Source organism: Croceibacterium mercuriale (assembly GCF_000802385.1).
GTDB lineage: Bacteria > Pseudomonadota > Alphaproteobacteria > Sphingomonadales > Sphingomonadaceae > Croceibacterium > Croceibacterium mercuriale.
In genome coordinates this window covers 37,758-57,418 of sequence record NZ_JTDN01000002.1, presented here as the reverse complement: position 1 = coordinate 57,418, position 19,661 = coordinate 37,758, and the positions used below count along the sequence as shown (strand labels likewise).

Below are 19,661 nucleotides of genomic sequence, written 5' to 3'. Positions count from 1 at the left end.
GATCCCGGCAGATAGAGCCTTGTCCGTGATCCACCCGACCTCGCGCCTGACGGGCGCCGCACATGCGCTCGCGACCCTGGTGCTGGCCACCTTCTGCCTGCTGCTGACAGCGTGCTCGCTATCGGCAGAACGGGACGGTGCCGAAGGTCCGGTGGTCTTGGCCGCCGCCAGTCTGCAGGAGGCGCTGACCGACGCGGGCCAAGCATGGGCCGCCGCCGGGCACCCGTCACCTCGCCTGTCCTTCGCCGGCTCGGGCGCGCTGGCGCGGCAGGTGGAGGCAGGCGCCCCGGCCGACCTGTTCATCTCCGCGGACGAGCAATGGATGGATTACCTGGCAACGCGCGGCCTGCTGCGTGCCGGCAGCCGGCGCATAATCGCCACCGGCGAACTGGTGCTGGTGGCCCGGCCTGGCAGCGCCGCCACCGCGATTGTCGCGCTGCGTGATGGCCGGCTGGCACTGGCCGATCCGGACGCGGTGCCGGCCGGCCGCTATGCCAGGGCGGCATTGCAGGCGACGGGATGGTGGGCCCGGGTCGCCCCGCGCATCGTTCCGGCGGAGAACGTCCGGGCCGCGCTGGCGCTGGTCGAACGGGGCGAGGTGCCGCTGGGCATCATCTATGCCAGCGATGCGCGCACCTCTCCGGCTGTCAGGGTGATCCACCGCTTCGCGCCCGCCGACCATCCGCCGATCCGCTATCCCGCGGCGGTGCCGAACACCGCCACGAACCCTGATGCCGCCGCCTTTCTCGACTTCCTGGCCTCCGCGGAGGGGCAGCGCATCCTGGCGGCGCGCGGCTTGGGCCCGGCGGGCGGGTAGGTTGGGGCTCACGGCTGCCGAATGGACGGTGATCGGACTGTCGCTGCGCGTCAGCCTGACCGCGGTGGTGCTGACGCTGCCGGTCGCCTGGCTGCTCGCCTGGCTGCTCGCCCGCCGGCGCTTCCCCGGCCGGGTGCTGCTGGACGCGCTGGTCCATCTGCCGCTGGTCCTGCCCCCGGTGGTGACCGGCTGGCTGCTGCTGCTGCTGTTCGGTCGCGCCGGCCCGATCGGCAACTGGCTGGAGGCCGCCTTCGGTATCACGCTGGTGTTCCGCTGGACTGGCGCGGCGCTGGCCGCCGCGATCATGGCGCTGCCGCTGATGGTGCGGGCCATGCGCCTGTCGATCGAGGGGGTGGATCGCCGGCTGGTGGAGGCAGCGCGCACGCTAGGCGCCTCCCGGTTGCGGGCGCTGCTCACGATTACCCTGCCGCTCAGCGCGCCGGGGATTGCGGCAGGCACGATGCTGGGGTTCGCGCGCAGCCTGGGGGAGTTTGGCGCCACCATCACCTTTGCCAGCAACATCGCGGGCGAGACTCGCACCCTGCCGCTGGCGATCTATTCCGGGCTGCAACTGCCCGGCGGCGATGGCGCCGTGGCGCGGCTGGCGACCATCTCCATCATCCTGTCGGTGGGGGCGCTGGTCGCGTCCGAATGGCTGGTACGACGCGGCGGCAACGGGCAGGCCCATGCATTTTGAAGTCACGCTCCGCCACCCGTTGGGTGCGCTCGGGGCCGGCATCCGGCTGCAGTCCGATGCTGCCCTCTGCGCCATCACGGGGGCATCGGGCACGGGCAAGACGACGATCGCCAACTGCATCGCGGGGCTGCGGCGCCCGGCCGCCGGGCGGATCGTGGTCGACGGGCAGGTCCTGTTCGACAGCGCGGCCGGCATCGACCTGCCGCCGAATCGGCGCCGCGCCGGCTATGTCTTCCAGGATGCCCGGCTGTTCCCGCATCTGAGCGTTGCCGGCAATCTTGCCTATGGCGCGCGGCTGGCGCGCGCAGACGATGGCTGGATCGGGCAGGGCGAGGTCGTGGAACTGCTGGGCATCGGGCATCTGCTGGACCGCCGGCCGGCCACCCTGTCCGGCGGGGAGGTGCGCCGGGTAGCGATCGGCCGGGCCTTGCTGTCGGGTCCACGCTTCCTGCTGCTGGACGAGCCGACCGCATCGCTGGACGGTGCGCGTGTGGCGGCGTTGCTGGATCTGATCGAACGCATCCGCGATACCCTGCCGGTGCCCATACTGCTGATCAGCCATGCGGCGGCGGAGGTGGAGCGGCTGGCCGGCCATGTGCTGCATCTGGCGACACCCGACCAGCCCCCGGTGCTTGACTCCCGCACGGCCTTTGCGTAACCGCCCGCGCCTGTCCGGCTGCCATATCGATTGGCGGCCGCCTGCTGTTTTGCAAGATCGGGGTTATTCGAGATGAAGCGCACTTTCCAGCCGAGCAACCTTGTGCGTGCGCGCCGTCATGGCTTCTTCGCGCGCAAGGCGACCCCGGGCGGTCGCAAGATCCTGGCCGCGCGTCGCCGTCGCGGCCGCAAGGTGCTCTGCGCCTGAACGGGGACGGGCGGGGCGCGCAGCCCCGCTCCATCAGCGTATTGACGCGGCGCGCGGATTTTGTCGCCGCCAACCGGGGCCTGCGTGTTGCGCGCCCCGGTTTCGTGCTGCTCAGCCGTCCGAATGGCGGGCAGGGCATCCGCTATGGTATCACCGTCACCAAGAAGATCGGCAATGCGGTGGTGCGCAACCGCATGAAGCGCCGCTTCCGCGAATTGCTGCGCGCGGCGTTGCCCGATGCGGGCCTCGCCGACCATGATCATGTGCTGATCGGTCGCGACGGCGGGGTGGAGCGGGACTTTGCCCAGCTGGGCGTCGAACTCGCCATCGCCCTCGACCGGGCGACTGCCGGCAAGGGTGATCCGCCCCGCAAATCGCGCACGAAGCCGCGCCGGTGAGCGGCCTGCCGGCCCGGCTGCTGATCCTGCTGGCGCGCGGCTGGCAGCTCGGCCCGTCGGCGATCCTGCCGCCCACCTGTCGTTTCCAGCCATCGTGCAGCCAGTATGCAATCGAGGCGCTGGGACGCCACGGCGCGATCAAGGGTGGATGGCTGGCGGCCAAGCGGCTAATGCGCTGCCATCCCTTGGGGGGGTCACGGCCACGATCCGGTGCCCTGAGGCACTGCAAGGGCCCGATCGCCACCACCATAAGTGAAAGCGATTCAACGTCTTGGACAACCAGCGTAACCTGATCATCGCCGTCCTGCTGAGCCTTGTGCTGCTGCTCGGCTTCGATTTCGCGATGGGCCGGATCTATCCCGATGCGCCCGCTCCGGTCACCCCGACCGCCGACACGCCGGTCCAGCGCGCCGCCGTCAACGCGGGCGTGCCTGAGCCGACCACCGGCGAGATGCGGGTGCAGGACGTCCAGACCGCCGTCGCCAGTGCCGATCGCGTGCGGATCGATGCGCCCGAGGTGGCCGGGTCCATCAACCCGGTCGGCGCTCGGATCGACGACATCACGCTCAAGACCCACCGCGATACGGTGGAGCGCGACAGCGGCCCGGTGCGCCTGTTCGCGCCCGGCGGGACACCGACGCAGCAATTCGCACAGTTCGGCTGGGTCGGCGAAGGCGTCGCGGTGCCTTCCGCCAATACGGTGTGGCAGGCGAGTGGCGGGCCGCTCGCGCCCGGCCGCCCTGTCACGCTGACCTGGAACAACGGGCAGGGACAGGTCTTCACGATCCGCTTCGACATCGATGAATTCTACATGCTGACCGTGCGCCAGACGATCGGCAATGCCGGCGCCGGCCCGGTGGCCGTGCGGCCCTATGCCTTCATCAACCGCACCAGCCGTACCGCCAGTGCCAGCACCTGGAACGTGCATTCGGGTCCGATCGGCCTGTTCAACGGCTCCGTCGATTTCTCCTGGAACTATGACGATGTGGACGAGGCCGGCACGGCGGATCCGGCAGGCACCACCGGCTGGATCGGGTTCACCGACATCTACTGGCTGTCGACCCTGATCCCGCAGGATGGCGCGCGCGTCACCGGGACATTCCGGTCGCTGGGCAATGCCGATTACCGCGCAGACCTGATCTACGATCCTGTCACGCTGACCCCCGGGCAGCAGGCCAGCCGCACCACACGGCTGTTCGCCGGTGCCAAGGAAAGCGAGGTGCTGGATCATTACGAGGATGGCGGCATCACCAATTTCGGCCTGGCGATCGACTGGGGCTGGTTCCGCTGGTTCATGAAGCCGATCTTCTGGCTGCTGCGGACCCTGTTCGACGCGACCGGCAATTTCGGCGTGGCCATCATCCTGCTGACCGTGATCATCCGCGGGCTGATGTTCCCGGTGGCGCAGAAGCAGTTTGCCAGCATGGCGCAGATGCGCGCCGTGCAGCCCAAGATGAAGGCGCTGCAGGAACGCTACAAGGATGACCGCGCGCAGCTGCAGCAGGAAATCGGCAAGCTGTACCGGGCCGAAGGGGTCAACCCGCTGGCCGGCTGCCTGCCCATCTTCCTGCAGATCCCGATCTTCTTTGCGCTGTACAAGGTGCTGCTGATCGCGATCGAGATGCGCCACAAGCCGTTCGTGCTGTGGATCCGCGATCTGTCCGCACCCGATCCGGCGACCATCCTGAACGGCTTCGGCCTGCTGCCGTTCGATCCGCCCAGCTTCCTTGCGATCGGCGTGCTCGCGGTGCTGCTCGGCATCACCATGTGGCTGCAGTTCAAGCTGAACCCGCAGGCGATGGATCCAACGCAGCAGCAGATCTTCATGATCATGCCATGGGTGCTGATGTTCGTGATGGCGCCATTCGCCGCCGGCCTGCTGATCTACTGGATCACCAGCAACATCCTGACCCTGGCGCAGCAGCGCTACCTCTACGCCCGCAACCCGCAGCTGAAGGAGGCGATGGCGCGTGATCGCGCGGAGAAGGCGCTGGCGGCCGAGGCGAAGAAGGGCTCCTGATGGAACAGCTGGTCCCCCCTGAACTGCCGCCCGAACTGGTCGAGCAGGCGCGCCGCCTGTTTGCCGGGAAGGTGGACTTCCTGCTCTCGGCCCCGCAGCTGCAATTCCTGCCGGAGCCGGACTTCCCCGAAGTGGCGTTCGGCGGGCGGTCCAATGTGGGCAAGAGCAGCCTGATCAATGCGGTCACCGGCCGCAAGTCGATCGCGCGCGCCTCCGTCACGCCGGGCCGCACGCAGGAGCTGAACTTCTTCGAAGTCGGCGATCCGGTGCAGCTGCGGCTGGTGGACATGCCCGGCTACGGCTTTGCCAAGGCCCCGGTGAAGGTGGTGGAACGCTGGAAGGAGCTGGTCCGCACCTTCCTGATGGGTCGCACCGTGCTGCGCCGCACGATGGTGCTGATCGACAGCCGCCACGGCGTGAAGCCGCCCGATCTGGAAATGATGAAGATGCTGGACGAGGCCGCTGTCGGTTACCGGCTGGTGCTGACCAAGGCGGACAAGGTCAAGGCCAGCGAGCTGGAGGCGACCCGCGCGGCAGTCGCGGCGGAGGCGCGCAAGCATTCGGCTGCCTACCCGCAGCTGCACGTCACCAGCGCGGAAAAGGGCATGGGCATCGCCGAACTGCGCGCCGCCATCCTGGCGGACGCCATGCAGCGCTGAACCGCCGGGTTCAGTGCGCGCGCGCCGCGGCTGGCGCGAAGTAGGGCGCCCGCGGTTCCGCCACGAAGCCGGACCGTGGACCCTGCCGGCCGGTCGTCGGCCATTCGGCGCCCTGGGTCCGTTGGCCACCCAGCAGCATCTCCAGACTGATCCGGTGCAGTCCTTCCACACTGGCCTTGGCAGCGCTCTTGCCGTGGGCCAGCGCGGCCACGATCGCGTCCGGGTCGACTTCGGGCCGCTCCGCCGGCAGGTGCAGCAGCACCGCGGCCGCGCGGATCAGCGGGAAGAAGCGCTGCTCGCCATACCGGTCCTTGCCGCGGAACCCGCCCGCGATGCGGTGCTCGGGGCTGTAATGCGCCTCCGCCCGCAGGCGGAAGGCGTGCAGCAGCCGGCGCGTGACCAGGTCGGCGGCTGCCTCTTCCAGCGGAAAGCAGGCAAAGAAATCGTCGCCGCCCACATGGCTGACGAAGCCGCCATGATCGCGGCCTGCGGCCTTCAGCACATCGGCGAAATGCAGGATGACCCGGTCGCCCTCGGCAAAGCCGTAAGCGTCGTTGAACGCCTTGAAATTGTCGAAGTCGAAGAAGATCACCGTGTGCGGCGTGCCCACGCCGGAGCGGGACAGATACCGGCGGATGGAGGCGTTGCCCGGCAGCGCGGTCAGCGGGTTGCGGTCGCGCGCATCGGCCACCGCGCGCTCGCTGGTCAGTTGCAGGACGTTGTGGCTGCTCATCATGCCGGCCAGTCGCCCGTCCTGTGTCAGCACCAGCCCGCGTGCGTCGGGGGCGACCATGTAGCTTTCCACGATCGCCTCGATCGCGGCGGTCGCTTCCGCCACCGGGCACGGCCGGATCAGGTCCGCCACGCTGCGCCGCAAGCCGCGGTTCTCGATCAGCGCGGCGCCGAAATCGCTGAACAGGTATGTGCGCAGGTCGCGCTCGAACACCGCACCCAGCACCCGGCCGGCCTCGTCGACCACCGGCAGCAGGCCCAGCTGCACACCCTGGCGGAACCGGCCCACGACATCGGTCAGCGTGTCGTGGGCTGACAGCGGCTCCACGGCCATCATCAGGTCGGCGATCCGCGGCGGTATGGCGGCTCCGCGTCCCAGCCGCTTGGCCAGGGTGACAGAGCCGGTCGCCCCCGGCATGGCAGCGGCGCCGCCGATCAGATCACCTTCCGCCATGTTGCAGCCCAGTTCGCGCAGCATCCGGAAATCCGCTTCCGTCGTCACTCCGGTGGCGATGGCCGGCACACCCAGCGCATGACCGAGCCCGATCAGCTTGGCGACGACCGCCTGCGCCCGCGTGTTGCCGGCGATGCCGGTGGTGAAATGCGGATCCAGCGTCAGGTAATCAGGGCTGGCGCCCGACAGGCACTCCATCTCCCCGCAGCCGCAGCCGAAGCCGGCCAGCGCCACCCGCAGGTTGCACTCCGCCAGCCGATGGACCAGTGCCGGGGACAGCTTCTGCTGCGCACCCGACAGCTCCAGCACCAGGTCGCCGGCAGGCAGGCCGTGCCGCACGGCCAGCGCTGCCAGCCGGGCGGGCACGGTGGCATCATCCAGGCTGCGGGGATCGAGCGGGCAGAACAGCCGGGTGCCGGGCGCCAGCCCTGCCGCCACGAACCGGTCGATCGCCTGCTGCAGCCACGCGCCGACAGGCAGGCCCGGCGCGGGTGGCCGCGCTGCGAAGCCATGGACGGCCAGGGTGCCCATGCCGGCAACGGGCCGGAATGCTATGCCTGCCTTGCCCGTGTCGGCCGATGGCGCATCGCCCTGCGCAGATACCGCAATATCCATAAAGCCCCCGCTGGCCCACCCGCCACGTCCATACCTCCGGTGCGGTAAAGAGGGTGTTAGCGCACGACCAGAAACGCGCCGCGCTGCAACATCCGTTCGATAATGCCGTGCTTCGGGTAACTGTTCCACCTCGACAAGCGGCGATGCGGGTGATTAGGAGGTGTGGCACCGACCGGGCTGACCCGGGCGGGTGCGCACAGGTTGCGCGGGGGCGCGAATTGCAGCGGAGGCCTGCGTGAAGCTGATCATCGGCAACAGGAATTATTCCAGCTGGTCGCTGCGCGGCTGGCTGGCCGCGCGCCAGGCTGGCCTGCCGTTCGAGGAGCTGACCGTTCATATCGACGGCGACGACTGGCAGGCGACCAAGCGCCTGGATGGCGAGTTCCAGCCCTCCGCCGGCAAGGTGCCTGTCCTGTGGGACGATGACGTGGTCGTATGGGACTCGCTCGCCATCCTGGAATATCTCAGCGACAAGGTCGGGCGCGAACGGTTCTGGCCCAAGGATCCCGCGGCCCGCGGCATGGCGCGGGCGATGGTCGCCGAAATGCACAGCGGATATCTGCCGCTGCGCCGGCTGTGCCCGATGAACATCCGCCGCCGCATCACCGGCCTGACCCTGACGGACGAGGCACGGGAGAACATCGTGCGCATCCTGGGCCTGTGGGCGGAGGCACGTGCGCGCTTCGGCGCCGGCGGACCGTTCCTGTTCGGATCGTTCAGCGCGGCGGACATCTTCTACGCGCCGGTGATCAGCCGCTTCATCACCTACGGCATCGGCGTGCCCGGCTTTGCGCAGGCGTACATGCAGGCGGTGTGGGATCATGCCTGGATGCAGGAATGGATCGCCGCGGCCGAGGCGGAGGAATGGGTCATCGAACAGTTCGAGGTGGCTTGACCACCCTGCCTGCCGCCCCGGAGCTTGCCGCCCGCCTGCTTGCCTGCGCCAGCGTGACGCCGGCGCGCGGGCCGGTGTTCGACGCACTGGAATCCATGCTCGTGCCGCTGGGCTTCACCTGTCATCGCTTCATCGCCGGTAACGCGGTGGAGAACTGCCTCGCCATTCGCCCGGGTCCGCCCGGAAGCCGGCACTTCGCCTTTGCCGGTCATCTCGACGTGGTGCCTGCGGGCGAGGGCTGGTCCGGTGATGCCTTCGTGCCGGAAGTGCGCGGACCGCTGCTGTATGGCCGCGGCGCGGTGGACATGAAGGGTGCGATTGCCTGCTTCGTTGCCGCCTGCGCCAGCATCCCGGCAGACGCCGGCACCATCAGCCTGATCATCACGGGGGACGAGGAGGGCGAGGCCATTCATGGCACCCGCGCCCTGATCGCCTGGATGAGCGAACGTGCGATCCGCCCGGACCTGTGCCTGGTCGGCGAACCCACCAGCGTCCATCGCCTGGGCGACACGATGAAGATCGGCCGGCGCGGATCGGTCAATCTCTGGCTGGAGGTCGCCGGGCGGGAAGGGCATGTTGCCTATCCCCATCTGGCGGACAATCCCGCACCCCGGCTGGTCGCCCTGCTGGCCGAACTGGACGCGCTGGTGCTGGACGGCGGGACCGACTGGTTCCAGCCGTCCAACCTGGAGATCACGGAGATCGCCATCGGCAATCCGGCGACCAACGTGATCCCGGGCCGGGCAAGCGCGCGCATCTCCATCCGCTTCAACGATTTGCATACCGGGCAGGCGCTGGCCGACCGCGTTGCCGCCATCGCCGCGCGACATGGCGGCACGGCCCGCGCCGTCATCTCCGGCGAACCGTTCCTGACCGCGCCCGGCGCCTTCTCGCAACTGGTGGCCGATGCCGTGCAGGCGGAAGTCGGGCTGGTGCCGGAAGCCTCCACCAGCGGCGGCACATCCGATGCCCGGTTCCTGACCGCGCTGTGCCCGGTGATCGAGCTGGGCCTGAACAACGCCACCATGCACAAGCGGGACGAAGCGGTCGCGCTGGACGACCTGCATGCGCTGACCAACATCTACCGCCGCGTCGCCGCGGCAGCCCTCGAACCTGGAGTTGCAGCATGAGCACCGACGCCGAACAGATCGCGGCCGAAGCCGCCCCGATCGGCCACGGGAAGCTGCAATGGCGCATCCTGCTCGGCTTCGTCCTGGGGCTGGCGGCGGGGCTGGCGGCGTACACGCTGACGCCGGGCGCCGCCTGGATCGAGAACGTGGTGACCTATGTCACCGGCCCGATCGGACAGGTGTTCCTGCGGCTGCTGTTCATGCTGGTGATACCACTGCTGTTCAGCGCGCTGGTGATCGGCGTGGCCGAGATGGGCGAGATCCGCGCGCTGAAGAAGATCGGCCTGCGGACGCTGGTCTATACGATCATTGTCTCCTCCATCTCCGTGGCCTTGGCGCTGCTGCTGGTCAACGTGCTGCGCCCGGGTGACGGCGTGGACCCGGTCGCCGCGCGCGAGCTGCTGGCGCAGGGCGGGCAGGGCGCGGCCAGCATCGTCGCCGCCAGTTCCGAAACGCAGCCGGGCATCGCCCAGCTGATCGCCATCGTCCCCAGCAACATCATCGCCGCCATGGCGGACAACGACATCCTGGCCGTGATGTTCTTCGCACTGGTGTTCGGCATCGGCATGCTGCTGGTGCAGACCCGCCGCACCGCATCGCTGAAGGACGGAATCGAGGGCCTGTTCGAGATTGCCATGCGGCTGATCGGCATCGTCATCCAGTTGGCGCCGATCGCGATCTTCTGCTTCATGTTCAATCTGTCCGCCCAGTTCGGCTGGGACCTGCTGTTCAAGCTGGCGGCCTATGTCGCGGTGGTAGTGCTGGCGCTCGGCCTGCAGATGTTCGGCGTGTTCTCCGCCATCCTGAAATTCGTCGCCAGGAAGAGCCCCGTCGCCTTCTTCCGGGAGACGCGGGAGGCCAGCATCATGGCCTTTTCCACTGCCAGCTCCAACGCCACGCTGCCCACCGCGCTCCGGATCGCGGATACCGAGCTGAAGCTGCCGCCGCGCGTCGCCCGCTTCGTGCTGACCATCGGCGCCACCGCCAACCAGAACGGCACCGCCATGTTCGAAGGCGTCACGGTGCTGTTCCTGGCGCAGTTCTTCGGCGTGGACCTGAACCTGGGCGACCAGCTGTTCGTGATGCTGGTGGCGATCCTGGCCGGCATCGGCACGGCCGGCGTGCCCGGCGGATCGCTGCCGGTGGTCGCGCTGATCCTGGCCAGCGTCGGCGTGCCGCCCGAAGGCATCGGCCTGATCCTGGGCGTCGACCGCTTCCTGGACATGTGCCGCACGGCGTTGAACGTGGTGGGCGACCTGGTCGCCGCGCAGGTGATCTCCACCCTGTCGGAGAAGGACGTGGTGCCGGCCTAGCGCTGGCAGCGGGAACAGAACCAGGTGCTGCGCCCGCCTTGCGCGATGCGGGTGATGGTGGCGCCGTCATCCCGCAGGCATGGTTCGCCCTCCCGATCATAGACGGTGAACGAACTGGCGAAGTAGCCCAGCTGGCCATCGGGATGGGCATAGTCGCGCAGCGATGATCCGCCCTGTTCGATGGCCAGCTCCAGCACCGCGCGGATCGCCGGCACCAGCCGCACCAGCGCCGCCCGCGACACGGCGCCTGCGGCCTTGCGCGGATCGATCCGCGCCCGGTGCAGCGCCTCGCACACATAGATGTTGCCCAGCCCCGCGACGATGCGCTGATCCAGCAGCAGCAGCTTGATCGCCTGCTTGCGGCCGGCAAACGCCGCATGCAGGTGCGCTGCGGTCAGTTCGGGGCCGAGCGGTTCCGGCCCCATCGCGGCAAAGGCGGGATAGTCCGCCAGCAAGGGCGTATCGGCCAGCGACACGAAGCCGAACCGGCGCGGATCGCACAGCGCCAGCAGGTGATCGCCGGTGGCCAGGAGCAGATGGTCATGCTTGCCGACCTCATCGGGATCGATCCGCCAGCGCCCGCTCATCCCCAGGTGGAAGATCATCGTGCGATCCCGGTCCGTGTGGATCAGCCCGTATTTGGCCCGCCGTCCCAGCCCGGTGACCGTCGCGCCGGTCAGCGCCTGCACCAGGTCGGGCGGGAACGGGAAGCGCATGTCCGGGCGGCGCGGCTCCACCCGTTCCAGCCGGGCGCCTTCCAGCACGCGGGACAGTCCCCGCATCGTGGTCTCGACTTCTGGCAGTTCCGGCATGACCTGCAGATAGGCGCCGCCCCGCCTGTCGCCAAGCCGCGCCGCAGGCGCTACGGCGCGCATCATGCCCGCCGCCGCATCGCCCGCCGCCCGCCGCCAGTGGCAAGCCTTCGCCCTGCTGGGGCTGGTCATGGTGCTGTGGGCGGGCAATTCCATCGTCGCGCGGGCGTTCCGGCTGGACATCCCGCCCTTTACCCTGGCGCTGGGCCGCTGGGTGATCGCTTCGGCCATCATCTTGCCGTTCGCATGGAAGGAGCTGCGGCGGGACCGGGGCGCGCTGCTGGCCAGCTGGCCGGTCGTGCTGCTGCTGGGCCTGCTGGGCATCGGCGCGTTCAACGCGCTGCTCTATACCGGTCTGCAATATTCCACCGCCACCAACGCGCTGCTGCTGCAGGCGATGACGCCGGCGCTGGTGACGGTGCTGGATCGGGTGCTGTTCGGAACCCGCACCACGCTGCTGCGGCTGGCGGGCATCGCCGCCTCCATCGTCGGCGTCGGCATGATCGTGTTCAAGGGCGACCTGGCCGCCGCCATGCGGCTGGCGCTGGGCCGGGCGGACCTGCTGCTGCTGGGATCGGCGCTGGTCTGGTCGTTCTACACCCTGCTGCTGCGGTTCAAGCCGGCGGTGGCCGGCACCAGCCTGGTCGCCGTGACCTTCCTGATCGGTGTCGTCACCATGGCGCCACTCGCCGCGTGGGAGGCGGTGCGCGGGCTGGCCGTCACCTGGTCGGGCGGGGTGGTGGCCGCGTTCCTGTATGTGGGGATCCTGCCCTCGCTCGTGTCCTACCTGATCTACAACTGGGCAGCCGGTGTGGTGGGGGCCGCGCGCGCGACGCAGACGCTGACGCTGATGCCGCTGTTCGGCGCCTTCCTGTCGGCGGGGCTGCTGGGGGAGGAGCTGCACTCCTACCACTTCGCCGGCATGGCCGCGATCGTGGCGGGCATTGCCCTGTCGGCGCTCGGCTCGCGTCAATCCGCCGCTGGCGCCGGGGGCGCGGCGCCGCTAGAGGACAGGGCATGATCGACAATACTTCGGCAGAACAGGTTTCCTTCGGCTATCAGGATGTCGCGCCGGAGGAGAAGACCCGGCGCGTCGGCGCCGTGTTCAGCAACGTGGCCGCCAAATACGACGTGATGAACGACGCCATGAGCGTGGGCATGCACCGGCTGTGGAAGGACCGTTTCGTGCGCCGGGTGAAACCGCGCAGCGGCGAGGCGATCCTGGACATGGCGGGCGGCACCGGCGACATCGCCTTCCGCCTGGCCGCCGGCGGCGGCTCGGTCACGGTGGCGGACATCAACCAGGACATGCTGGATGTCGGGATCGAGCGCGCGGTGGAACGCGGGATCGACACGCTGGTCTGGTCGCGGCAGGACGCATCGCAGCTGACCTACCCCGACAAGGTGTTCGACGCCTACACCATCGCGTTCGGCATCCGCAACGTGACGGACGTGCAGGCCGGGCTGGACGAGGCGTACCGGGTGCTGCGCTATGGCGGACGGTTCTTCTGCCTGGAATTTTCCACCACCACCTGGCCCGGCTTCAAGGAAGCCTACGACCTGTATTCGCACCAGCTGGTGCCGCGCATCGGGCAGGCGATCGCCGGCGATGCGGAAAGCTACCGCTACCTGGTCGAATCGATCCGCCGCTTCCCTTCCATGCCGGAATTTGAAGCCATGATCCGCAAGGCCGGCTTCGTGCGCACCAAGGTGGAGCCGATCCTGGGCGGCGCCGTGGCGATCCATTCCGGCTGGAAGGCCTGATCAACTTCGCATGACCGCACCTGCCACGCATATCCTGCGCCTGCTGGGCTGGGGCCGCACGCTCGCCCGCCATGGCGCACTGCGCGGGATCGAGCGCAATCCCAACACGCCTGCGCCGGTGCGCCGGCTGGTGCGCATCGCCCGGCTGGGCACGCGCCAGCAGGCCGCGCCCGACTACGCCGCCGCCTTCCGCGCGATCGGCCCGGCGGCGATCAAGCTGGGCCAGTCGCTCGCCACCCGGCCGGACATCGTGGGCGACGAGGCGGCGAACAATCTGCTCAGCCTGCAGGACAACCTGCCGCCCGTGCCGTTCGACGGTATCCGGGCAGCGATCGAATCGAGCTTCGAGGCGCCGCTCGACCGGCTGTTCGCCTCCGTCGATCCGGTCCCGGTCGGCGCCGCCTCCATCGCGCAGGTGCACAAGGGCGTCACGCTGGATGGCCGGACCGTGGCGATCAAGGTCCTGCGCCCCGGCGTGCGGGAGCGGCTGGCGCGGGACATCGACACGTATGAATGGGCCGCCGCCCATCTGGAGGCGCTGGGCGGGGAAGCCGGCCGCCTGCGCCCGCGCCTGACCATCGCCAATTTCAAGCGCTGGACCAATCGCGAGCTCGACCTGCGCCGCGAAGCCGCCAGCGCCAGCGAACTGGCGGAGGCGATGCGCGGGTTCGCCGGTTACAACGTACCCACGATCGAGTGGGACCGGACCAATGGCCGGGTGATGACGGTCGAATGGATCGACGGCATCAAGATCGCCGACATCGCCGCCCTGCGCGCCGCCGGCCACGACATGCCGGACCTTGCCCGCCGGCTGGTGCTCGCATTCCTGACGCAGGCGATCAGCGGCGGGTTCTTCCACGCCGACATGCACCAGGGCAACCTGTTCGTGCGCGCCGATGGCGGCATCGTGGCGATCGATTTCGGCATCATGGGCCGGATCGACAAGCGCGCCCGGCAATGGCTGGCAGAGATCCTCTATGGCCTCACCACCGGCAATTACCGGCGCGTGGCGGAGATCCATTTCGAGGCGCAATATGTCCCCGCCCACCACTCGGTGGAGGAGTTCGCCACCGCGCTGCGCGCCGTGGGCGAGCCGATGCGCGGCAAGCCGGTCAGCGAACTCAGCGTCGGCCAGATGCTGGACGGGCTGTTCGCCATCACCCGCGACTTCGACATGCAGACCCAGCCGCATCTGCTGCTGCTGCAGAAGACCATGGTGATGGTCGAAGGCATCGCCACCCAGCTCGATCCCGGCATCAACATGTGGGACGTGGCCGCGCCCTTCGTGCGCAGCTGGATTCGTGACGAGCTGGGGCCGGAGGCGGCGCTGGCCGATCGCCTGCGCACCGATGCCGACACGCTGCTGCGCCTGCCCGGCCTGATCCGCCGCATGGAGGAACGCTACCCGCCGAAGGGCGGCGCGCCCGATCCGCCGCCGCTGGCCAAGGTCGACCTGATCTGGGAACGGCGCGGGCAGGGCAAGGGCCGGTTCTGGCCCGGCTACCTCCTCGCGGCCGCCACGGGCGGTGTGCTGGTCTGGGCGGGCACCCTGCTGGGCTGGATCGGCTGATGCTGGGTACCGTCATCGGGCCGCGCGTCCGGCCGCTCACCCCCCTCGGCCGGGTGGAGGCGCTCGGCCGCCCCTTCCGTGCCCTGCGCCCCGGTCCGGCGCTGATCGGGCTGGTCCTGCTGGCACTGGCGCTGGTGTGGAGCGGTGTCGGCACGCAGCGGTTCGACGAGGTGAAGCAGGCGCGCGCGGCGGAGATCGTCAAGAAACGCGCCGCCGGCCGCAAGGGCGATCTGGCCCTGTACCAGCGCATCAACGACCGGGTCGCCAAAGGCGAGGCCTACCACACGGTCGCGCTGGATGAGCAGCGCAACAACCATTACCCCACGCGCCCCTTCGTCACCGTGCGCATGCCCACGCTCGCCTGGTCCTCCCTGCTGCTGGGAACGACTGGCTGGAAGTGGCTGGGCCTCGGCCTGCTGGCCGCCACGGCGCTGGCCTGGGCGGCGCAACTGCGCCGCCTCGCCGCCGCGCCGGAACGGCTGGCGGCGATGGCGCTGACCGTGGCCGCCGGCTGGCAGGCGACGCTGCCCATGATCGGCCTGAAGCATGACGTGGTCGCGGGCCTGCTGCTTTCCCTCGGCTTCGCGCTGTACCGGCCCAATCGCTGGTGGCCGGCCTGGATCGCGGTGCTGCTCGCGGTGCTGGTGCGCGAACTGGCGCTGCCCTTCGTGCTGGTCTGGGCCGTCATGGCGCTCGCCGGCCGACGCTGGGGGGAATTCCGCGCCGTGCTGCTGTTGCTGGCAGTGTGCGTCGCCGCCATCGCGCTGCACGCCTCCGCCGTGCATGGCGCGCAGCTGCCGAACGATCCACGCTCGCCCGGCTGGACGGAGATGCAGGGCCTGCCACTGGTCTGGGGCAGCTTCGCCGATGTCACCCCGCTGAAGAACGGCCCTGCCTGGCTCGCCGGGCCGATCGCGCTGCTGGCACTGGTCGGCTGGGCGGGGATCGGCGGCCGCACCGGGCTGTTCGCGCTGCTGTGGTTCGGTGGCATGAGCATCGCCGTCGCCCTGTTTGCCCGTTCCAACACATTCTACTGGGTGCTGTTGATGCTGCCCGGCTATTTCATCGGCCTGGCGCTGGCGCCACGCGCACTGGCGGACTGGGTGCAGGCGGCGCTCGGCCATCGGCCTACGCGCCACGGCACGCTGATCGGCGCATGAGCGTGCAGCGCCGCGTCCTCCTGATCGTCGGCGGCGGGATCGCGGCGTATAAATCCTGCGAGCTGGTGCGGCAGCTGGCGCGGCGCGACGTGGCCGTCACCTGCGTGCTGACCGATGCCGGGGCCGAGTTCGTCACCCCCATGACGCTGGCCACCCTGTCGGGCAACCGCGTCCACACGTCACTGTGGGATGCGGGCGAGGAGGCGGAGATCGGCCATATCCAGCTCAGCCGCGCGGCCGACCTGGTGGTGGTGTGCCCCGCCACGGCGGACCTGCTGGCCAAGATGGCCGGTGGCATCGCCGGCGATCTTGCCACCACGCTGCTGCTGGCGACCGACACGCCGGTGCTGGCGGTGCCGGCCATGAACGTGCGCATGTGGCAGCACCCCGCCACGCAACGTAACCTCGCCACCTTGCGGGCCGATGGCGTGATGGTGATGGATCCGGACGAAGGGCCGATGGCCTGCGGCGAGTACGGCCCCGGCCGCCTGCCCGAACCCGAGCAGATCGCGGCGGAGATCGCGCGCCTGCTGCCCGACCCGCTCGCCGGCCAGCCCGACTTCGCACCCGCCAGTCCGCGCCCGCTGCATGGCCGCCACCTGCTGGTCACCGCGGGGCCGACGCATGAGGCGATCGACCCGGTGCGCTACATCGCCAACCGGTCCAGCGGGCGGCAGGGCTTCGCCATCGCCGCCGCTGCGGCCGAGGCCGGCGCGCGCGTGACGCTGGTGTCCGGCCCGGTTGCGCTGCCGACCCCGGTGGGCGTGGACCGGATCGACGTGGAGAGCGCGGCCGAGATGCAGGCCGCGGTGATTGCGGCGTTGCCGGCGGATGTGGCGGTGATGGTCGCTGCCGTCGCGGACTGGCGTCCGGTCGCTGCCGCCGGAAGGAAACTGCCGAAGAGCGCGCTGACGGACGAGGGCATCCGCCTAGCCCCGAACGCCGACATCCTGGCCGATCTCGGCCGCCATCCGCAGCGCCCCCGCCTGCTGGTCGGCTTTGCGGCCGAAACCGGCGATCCGCGCGCCAGCGCGGCGGAGAAGCTGGTGCGCAAGGGCGCCGACTGGATCGTCGCAAATGATGTTTCGGGCGACGTGATGGGCGGCACCGCCAACCAGATCCACCTCGTCACCACCGATGGTGCCGAAAGCTGGCCGCATCTGCCCAAGGAGGAGGTCGCTCGCCGCCTCGTCGCGCGCATGGCACAGGCCTTGCAGAATCATGGCAATGACTGACCCGGTTTCGGTCCGGATCCTGCGCCTGCCGCACGGTGCCGGCCTGGCGCTGCCGGCCTATGCCACCGCCGGTGCCGCCGGGATGGACGTGCTGGCGGCCGAGGACGTGACCCTTGCCCCTGGTGCCCGCCATGCGGTCGCCACCGGCCTCGCGCTGGCGATCCCGCCGGGCTTCGAGATCCAGGTCCGTCCCCGCTCCGGCCTGGCGCTGAAGCATGGCATCAGCGTGCCCAACACCCCTGGCACCATCGACAGCGACTATCGCGGCGAGCTGAAGGTGATCCTGATCAATCACGGCAGCGAACCCTTCGCCATCGCACGCGGCGACCGCGTGGCGCAGCTGGTGCTGGCACCGGTGGTGCAGGCCGCGTGGGACGAGGTCGAGGCGCTGGATACGACGGAGCGCGGCGCCGGCGGCTTCGGCTCGACCGGCGGCCATGCCCGTCTCTGACAGCTGATCATGCCGTCTTCCCATGATGCCATCGTCCTGGGCGCCGGCGCCGCAGGGCTGATGTGCGCCGGCGTGGCGGGGCAGCGCGGACGGCGGGTGCTGGTGCTCGACCATGCGGAGCGGCCGGGCAACAAGATCCTGATTTCCGGCGGGGGCCGCTGCAACTTCACCAACATCGCCACCGCGCCCGATCGCTTCCTTTCGGCCAACCCGCATTTCGCCCGCTCCGCGCTGGCGCGCTACACCGCCGCCGATTTTGTCGCCCTGGTCGATCGCCATGGCATCACCTGGCACGAGAAGACGCTGGGGCAGCTGTTCTGCGACGGCTCCGCCCGGCAGATCGTGGACCTGCTGCTGGACGAATGTGCCGCTGCCGGGGCGCACGGGGGCCAGGTCGATGTGCAATGCGGGCAGGCGATCACCGACGTCATCCATGCCGACGGCATGTTCCGCGTCACCGCCGGCGGGCAGCACTGGCAGGCGCCGGCGCTGGTGGTCGCGACCGGCGGGCCGTCGATCCCCAAGCTGGGTGCGACCGGCTTCGCCTATGATCTGGCGCGCCGGTTCGGGCTGAAGGTGGTGGAGCCGCGCCCCGCGCTGGTGCCGCTGACCCTGCCGGGGGAGGAGCTGATGTTCCGGCAATTGTCCGGCATCGCCGCGCCGGTCGCTGCAACGGCCGGCAAGGCCAGCTTCCGGGAGGCGGCCCTGTTCACCCATCGTGGCCTGTCCGGCCCGGCGATCCTGCAGGTGTCGTCCTACTGGCGGCGTGGCCAGCCGGTGGTGATCGACTTCCTGCCGGAGGCTGGCACCGGCTGGCTGCGACAGGCCAAGCGCGACATGCCGCGCCAGACCCTGCCGCGCCTGCTGGCGCGGCACCTGCCCGAACGGCTGGCGGAGGCGCTGGCGGAGCGACTCGGACTTGGCGGCGAGCTGGTCGGCATGGCCGATGCGAAGTTGGCCGCGGCGGAGGATCGGCTGGCGGGCTGGCGCTTCACGCCCAATGGCAGCGAAGGCTATGCCAAGGCGGAGGTGACCGCGGGCGGTGTCGCCACCACCGGCCTGTCCGGGCAGACCATGGCGGCGCGCCATCTGCCGGGCCTGCACTTCATCGGGGAGGCGGTGGATGTCACCGGCTGGCTGGGCGGCTACAATTTCCAGTGGGCCTGGGCCAGCGGCTGGGCGGCGGCGCAGGCACTGTAACGCAAGACGGCGGCCCATCGCTGGACCGCCGTCTGTCTCATCTCGCTCGAAACCTGGGCTCAGCGCGAACGCTGCACCGGCTGGTTTTCCGGCGCGATGGAGATGCGCAGCGTCTCGCCCGAATTGCCGGGGAAGTCGGTGAACATCGCCTCTACCAAGTTGGGGACCAGATATTGCAGGCGGTTGCTGGTCGACACGGCCTGGGCCTTGCCCTCGAACAGGCGCTGGCCATCGGCCACGCGGTCGATCTTCACGTCGATGCCGCTGGTGAAGACAGTGTAGCTGCGGACATCGGGACCGCCGCCCCAGCCGCCACCCCAGCCACCGCCGAAGAAGCCCGGGTTCCAGCCATAGCCCCATGGGCCGCCACCGAAGCGGCTGAAGCGGCCATACCCGCCATAGCCACCGAAGCCGCCGCCCCAGGCACCCCACGGGCCCAGACCCGGCGTGGTGCGGATGCGTTCCCGCCCGTTGTCGACGCCATAATCGAAGCGGACCAGCAGCGTGGCGCTGTCGGCGCTGGGCGCCGGGGCATAACCAAGCTGCTGCATCTCCTGCGCCACCCAGTTGGAATAGGTGGCGAATTCCAGGCTGTTGGCCAGCTGCGGGTCTTCGGGCACGACGGCGAAGGTCTGGCCCTGCGGGGCCGGCAACTGCGCCTGGAAGCGGGATACATCTGCGCGGAACGGGCTGGCACAGGCGGCGACACCCAGCAGCAGCAGCGGCACGGTGGCCAGCTTGGCAGTGCGGGAATACTTGGACAGGAACGACATGCAGTCTTCTCCAGCGATGCTGGGCCGGAACGGTCAGGCCCGATCAGCGACCCGCCTGTATATAATGCTGCCCAGTCTTTATACGATAGGCCGGGCTATAG

At 69.7% G+C, this 19,661-nt stretch carries 20 protein-coding genes and 1 pseudogene; 18 read left to right on the top strand and 3 right to left on the bottom strand.

Going from position 1 to position 19,661, the window contains the following annotated elements; translation table 11 throughout:
- Positions 1-25 precede the first annotated feature (25 nt).
- The 8 genes and pseudogenes from modA to yihA all read left to right on the top strand — a co-directional run bounded on the left by modA (position 26) and on the right by yihA (position 5,456).
- Positions 26-817 (top strand): molybdate ABC transporter substrate-binding protein, encoded by a 792-nt coding sequence (gene modA, locus PK98_RS09895; RefSeq protein WP_235425480.1) that lies wholly within the window; start codon positions 26-28, stop codon positions 815-817.
- 1 nt (position 818) lies between these two features.
- The gene (gene modB / locus PK98_RS09890; RefSeq protein ID WP_039096733.1) at positions 819-1,514 is read left to right on the top strand and encodes a molybdate ABC transporter permease subunit; all 696 of its coding nucleotides are present in this window, start codon (positions 819-821) and stop codon (positions 1,512-1,514) included.
- A complete protein-coding gene (locus PK98_RS09885) occupies positions 1,504-2,172 on the top strand; it encodes an ATP-binding cassette domain-containing protein (RefSeq protein WP_052208485.1) in 669 nt (222 codons plus the stop codon). Before modB ends, PK98_RS09885 begins: the two co-directional genes overlap by 11 nt.
- Positions 2,173-2,244: 72 nt before the next feature.
- Positions 2,245-2,379, top strand: a complete 135-nt coding sequence (gene rpmH, locus PK98_RS09880) for a 50S ribosomal protein L34 (protein WP_039096731.1) — start codon at positions 2,245-2,247, stop codon at positions 2,377-2,379.
- Between the two features lie 41 nt (positions 2,380-2,420).
- Positions 2,421-2,777 (top strand): ribonuclease P protein component, encoded by a 357-nt coding sequence (rnpA, locus tag PK98_RS09875; protein ID WP_039096729.1) that lies wholly within the window; start codon positions 2,421-2,423, stop codon positions 2,775-2,777.
- 5 nt (positions 2,778-2,782) lie between these two features.
- Positions 2,783-2,996, top strand: a pseudogene (gene yidD, locus PK98_RS16385) (membrane protein insertion efficiency factor YidD).
- Between the two features lie 52 nt (positions 2,997-3,048).
- Positions 3,049-4,797: a membrane protein insertase YidC gene (yidC, locus tag PK98_RS09870; RefSeq protein ID WP_039096726.1), complete on the top strand. Its 1,749-nt coding sequence runs from the start codon at positions 3,049-3,051 to the stop codon at positions 4,795-4,797.
- Positions 4,797-5,456: a ribosome biogenesis GTP-binding protein YihA/YsxC gene (yihA, locus tag PK98_RS09865; RefSeq protein ID WP_039096724.1), complete on the top strand. Its 660-nt coding sequence runs from the start codon at positions 4,797-4,799 to the stop codon at positions 5,454-5,456. Before yidC ends, yihA begins: the two co-directional genes overlap by 1 nt.
- 10 nt (positions 5,457-5,466) lie before the next feature.
- Here the strand turns inward: yihA and PK98_RS09860 are convergent, their stop codons facing one another.
- The gene (locus tag PK98_RS09860; RefSeq protein ID WP_081996181.1) at positions 5,467-7,257 is read right to left on the bottom strand and encodes a GGDEF domain-containing protein; all 1,791 of its coding nucleotides are present in this window, start codon (positions 7,255-7,257) and stop codon (positions 5,467-5,469) included.
- A gap of 235 nt (positions 7,258-7,492) precedes the next feature.
- Here PK98_RS09860 and PK98_RS09855 point away from each other — a divergent pair, with 235 nt between their 5' ends.
- The 3 genes from PK98_RS09855 to PK98_RS09845 are packed head-to-tail and all read left to right on the top strand — an operon-like array spanning position 7,493 to position 10,595.
- Positions 7,493-8,152 (top strand): glutathione S-transferase family protein, encoded by a 660-nt coding sequence (locus PK98_RS09855; protein WP_039096719.1) that lies wholly within the window; start codon positions 7,493-7,495, stop codon positions 8,150-8,152.
- Positions 8,122-9,282: a succinyl-diaminopimelate desuccinylase gene (dapE, locus tag PK98_RS09850; RefSeq protein WP_052208483.1), complete on the top strand. Its 1,161-nt coding sequence runs from the start codon at positions 8,122-8,124 to the stop codon at positions 9,280-9,282. The genes PK98_RS09855 and dapE overlap by 31 nt, the downstream gene beginning before the upstream one ends.
- Entirely contained in the window at positions 9,279-10,595 is a 1,317-nt protein-coding gene (locus PK98_RS09845; protein WP_052208481.1) for a dicarboxylate/amino acid:cation symporter, read from the top strand. The genes dapE and PK98_RS09845 overlap by 4 nt, the downstream gene beginning before the upstream one ends.
- Here the strand turns inward: PK98_RS09845 and mutM are convergent.
- Positions 10,592-11,407: a bifunctional DNA-formamidopyrimidine glycosylase/DNA-(apurinic or apyrimidinic site) lyase gene (mutM, locus tag PK98_RS09840; RefSeq protein ID WP_039097504.1), complete on the bottom strand. Its 816-nt coding sequence runs from the start codon at positions 11,405-11,407 to the stop codon at positions 10,592-10,594. The two genes, PK98_RS09845 and mutM, sit on opposite strands and share 4 nt — an antisense overlap.
- 64 nt (positions 11,408-11,471) lie before the next feature.
- On the opposite strand from mutM, the gene PK98_RS09835 reads away from it, so the two are divergent.
- Genes PK98_RS09835 through PK98_RS09805 form a run of 7 tightly spaced genes read left to right on the top strand, consistent with a single transcriptional unit; the run spans position 11,472 to position 18,787 of the window.
- Positions 11,472-12,428: a DMT family transporter gene (locus PK98_RS09835; protein WP_052208479.1), complete on the top strand. Its 957-nt coding sequence runs from the start codon at positions 11,472-11,474 to the stop codon at positions 12,426-12,428.
- Entirely contained in the window at positions 12,425-13,171 is a 747-nt protein-coding gene (locus tag PK98_RS09830) for a class I SAM-dependent methyltransferase (protein WP_039096718.1), read from the top strand. The genes PK98_RS09835 and PK98_RS09830 overlap by 4 nt, the downstream gene beginning before the upstream one ends.
- A gap of 10 nt (positions 13,172-13,181) precedes the next feature.
- Positions 13,182-14,741: a 2-polyprenylphenol 6-hydroxylase gene (gene ubiB / locus PK98_RS09825; RefSeq protein WP_039096709.1), complete on the top strand. Its 1,560-nt coding sequence runs from the start codon at positions 13,182-13,184 to the stop codon at positions 14,739-14,741.
- Positions 14,741-15,901, top strand: a complete 1,161-nt coding sequence (locus PK98_RS09820; RefSeq protein WP_039096708.1) for a hypothetical protein — start codon at positions 14,741-14,743, stop codon at positions 15,899-15,901. Before ubiB ends, PK98_RS09820 begins: the two co-directional genes overlap by 1 nt.
- A complete protein-coding gene (gene coaBC, locus PK98_RS09815) occupies positions 15,898-17,136 on the top strand; it encodes a bifunctional phosphopantothenoylcysteine decarboxylase/phosphopantothenate--cysteine ligase CoaBC (RefSeq protein ID WP_200885024.1) in 1,239 nt (412 codons plus the stop codon). Before PK98_RS09820 ends, coaBC begins: the two co-directional genes overlap by 4 nt.
- Positions 17,129-17,587: a dUTP diphosphatase gene (gene dut, locus PK98_RS17270; protein ID WP_200885023.1), complete on the top strand. Its 459-nt coding sequence runs from the start codon at positions 17,129-17,131 to the stop codon at positions 17,585-17,587. Before coaBC ends, dut begins: the two co-directional genes overlap by 8 nt.
- A gap of 9 nt (positions 17,588-17,596) precedes the next feature.
- Positions 17,597-18,787: a BaiN/RdsA family NAD(P)/FAD-dependent oxidoreductase gene (locus PK98_RS09805; protein ID WP_039096706.1), complete on the top strand. Its 1,191-nt coding sequence runs from the start codon at positions 17,597-17,599 to the stop codon at positions 18,785-18,787.
- Between the two features lie 59 nt (positions 18,788-18,846).
- Here PK98_RS09805 and PK98_RS09800 read toward each other — a convergent pair whose 3' ends face one another.
- Positions 18,847-19,560 (bottom strand): DUF4136 domain-containing protein, encoded by a 714-nt coding sequence (locus PK98_RS09800; protein WP_039096699.1) that lies wholly within the window; start codon positions 19,558-19,560, stop codon positions 18,847-18,849.
- Positions 19,561-19,661: the final 101 nt, after the last annotated feature.

Bases quoted from the DNA above. Each gene is read 5' to 3' on its own strand.
- PK98_RS09885 (WP_052208485.1), top strand. From the start codon at position 1,504: ATGCATTTTGAAGTCACGCTCCGCCACCCGTTGGGTGCGCTCGGGGCC.
- rpmH (WP_039096731.1), top strand. From the start codon at position 2,245: ATGAAGCGCACTTTCCAGCCGAGCAACCTTGTGCGTGCGCGCCGTCAT.
- yihA (WP_039096724.1), top strand. From the start codon at position 4,797: ATGGAACAGCTGGTCCCCCCTGAACTGCCGCCCGAACTGGTCGAGCAG.
- PK98_RS09860 (WP_081996181.1), bottom strand. From the start codon at position 7,257: ATGGATATTGCGGTATCTGCGCAGGGCGATGCGCCATCGGCCGACACG.
- dapE (WP_052208483.1), top strand. From the start codon at position 8,122: ATGGGTCATCGAACAGTTCGAGGTGGCTTGACCACCCTGCCTGCCGCC.
- PK98_RS09845 (WP_052208481.1), top strand. From the start codon at position 9,279: ATGAGCACCGACGCCGAACAGATCGCGGCCGAAGCCGCCCCGATCGGC.
- mutM (WP_039097504.1), bottom strand. From the start codon at position 11,407: ATGCCGGAACTGCCAGAAGTCGAGACCACGATGCGGGGACTGTCCCGC.
- PK98_RS09835 (WP_052208479.1), top strand. From the start codon at position 11,472: ATGCCCGCCGCCGCATCGCCCGCCGCCCGCCGCCAGTGGCAAGCCTTC.
- PK98_RS09830 (WP_039096718.1), top strand. From the start codon at position 12,425: ATGATCGACAATACTTCGGCAGAACAGGTTTCCTTCGGCTATCAGGAT.
- ubiB (WP_039096709.1), top strand. From the start codon at position 13,182: ATGACCGCACCTGCCACGCATATCCTGCGCCTGCTGGGCTGGGGCCGC.
- PK98_RS09820 (WP_039096708.1), top strand. From the start codon at position 14,741: ATGCTGGGTACCGTCATCGGGCCGCGCGTCCGGCCGCTCACCCCCCTC.
- coaBC (WP_200885024.1), top strand. From the start codon at position 15,898: ATGAGCGTGCAGCGCCGCGTCCTCCTGATCGTCGGCGGCGGGATCGCG.
- dut (WP_200885023.1), top strand. From the start codon at position 17,129: ATGACTGACCCGGTTTCGGTCCGGATCCTGCGCCTGCCGCACGGTGCC.
- PK98_RS09805 (WP_039096706.1), top strand. From the start codon at position 17,597: ATGCCGTCTTCCCATGATGCCATCGTCCTGGGCGCCGGCGCCGCAGGG.
- PK98_RS09800 (WP_039096699.1), bottom strand. From the start codon at position 19,560: ATGTCGTTCCTGTCCAAGTATTCCCGCACTGCCAAGCTGGCCACCGTG.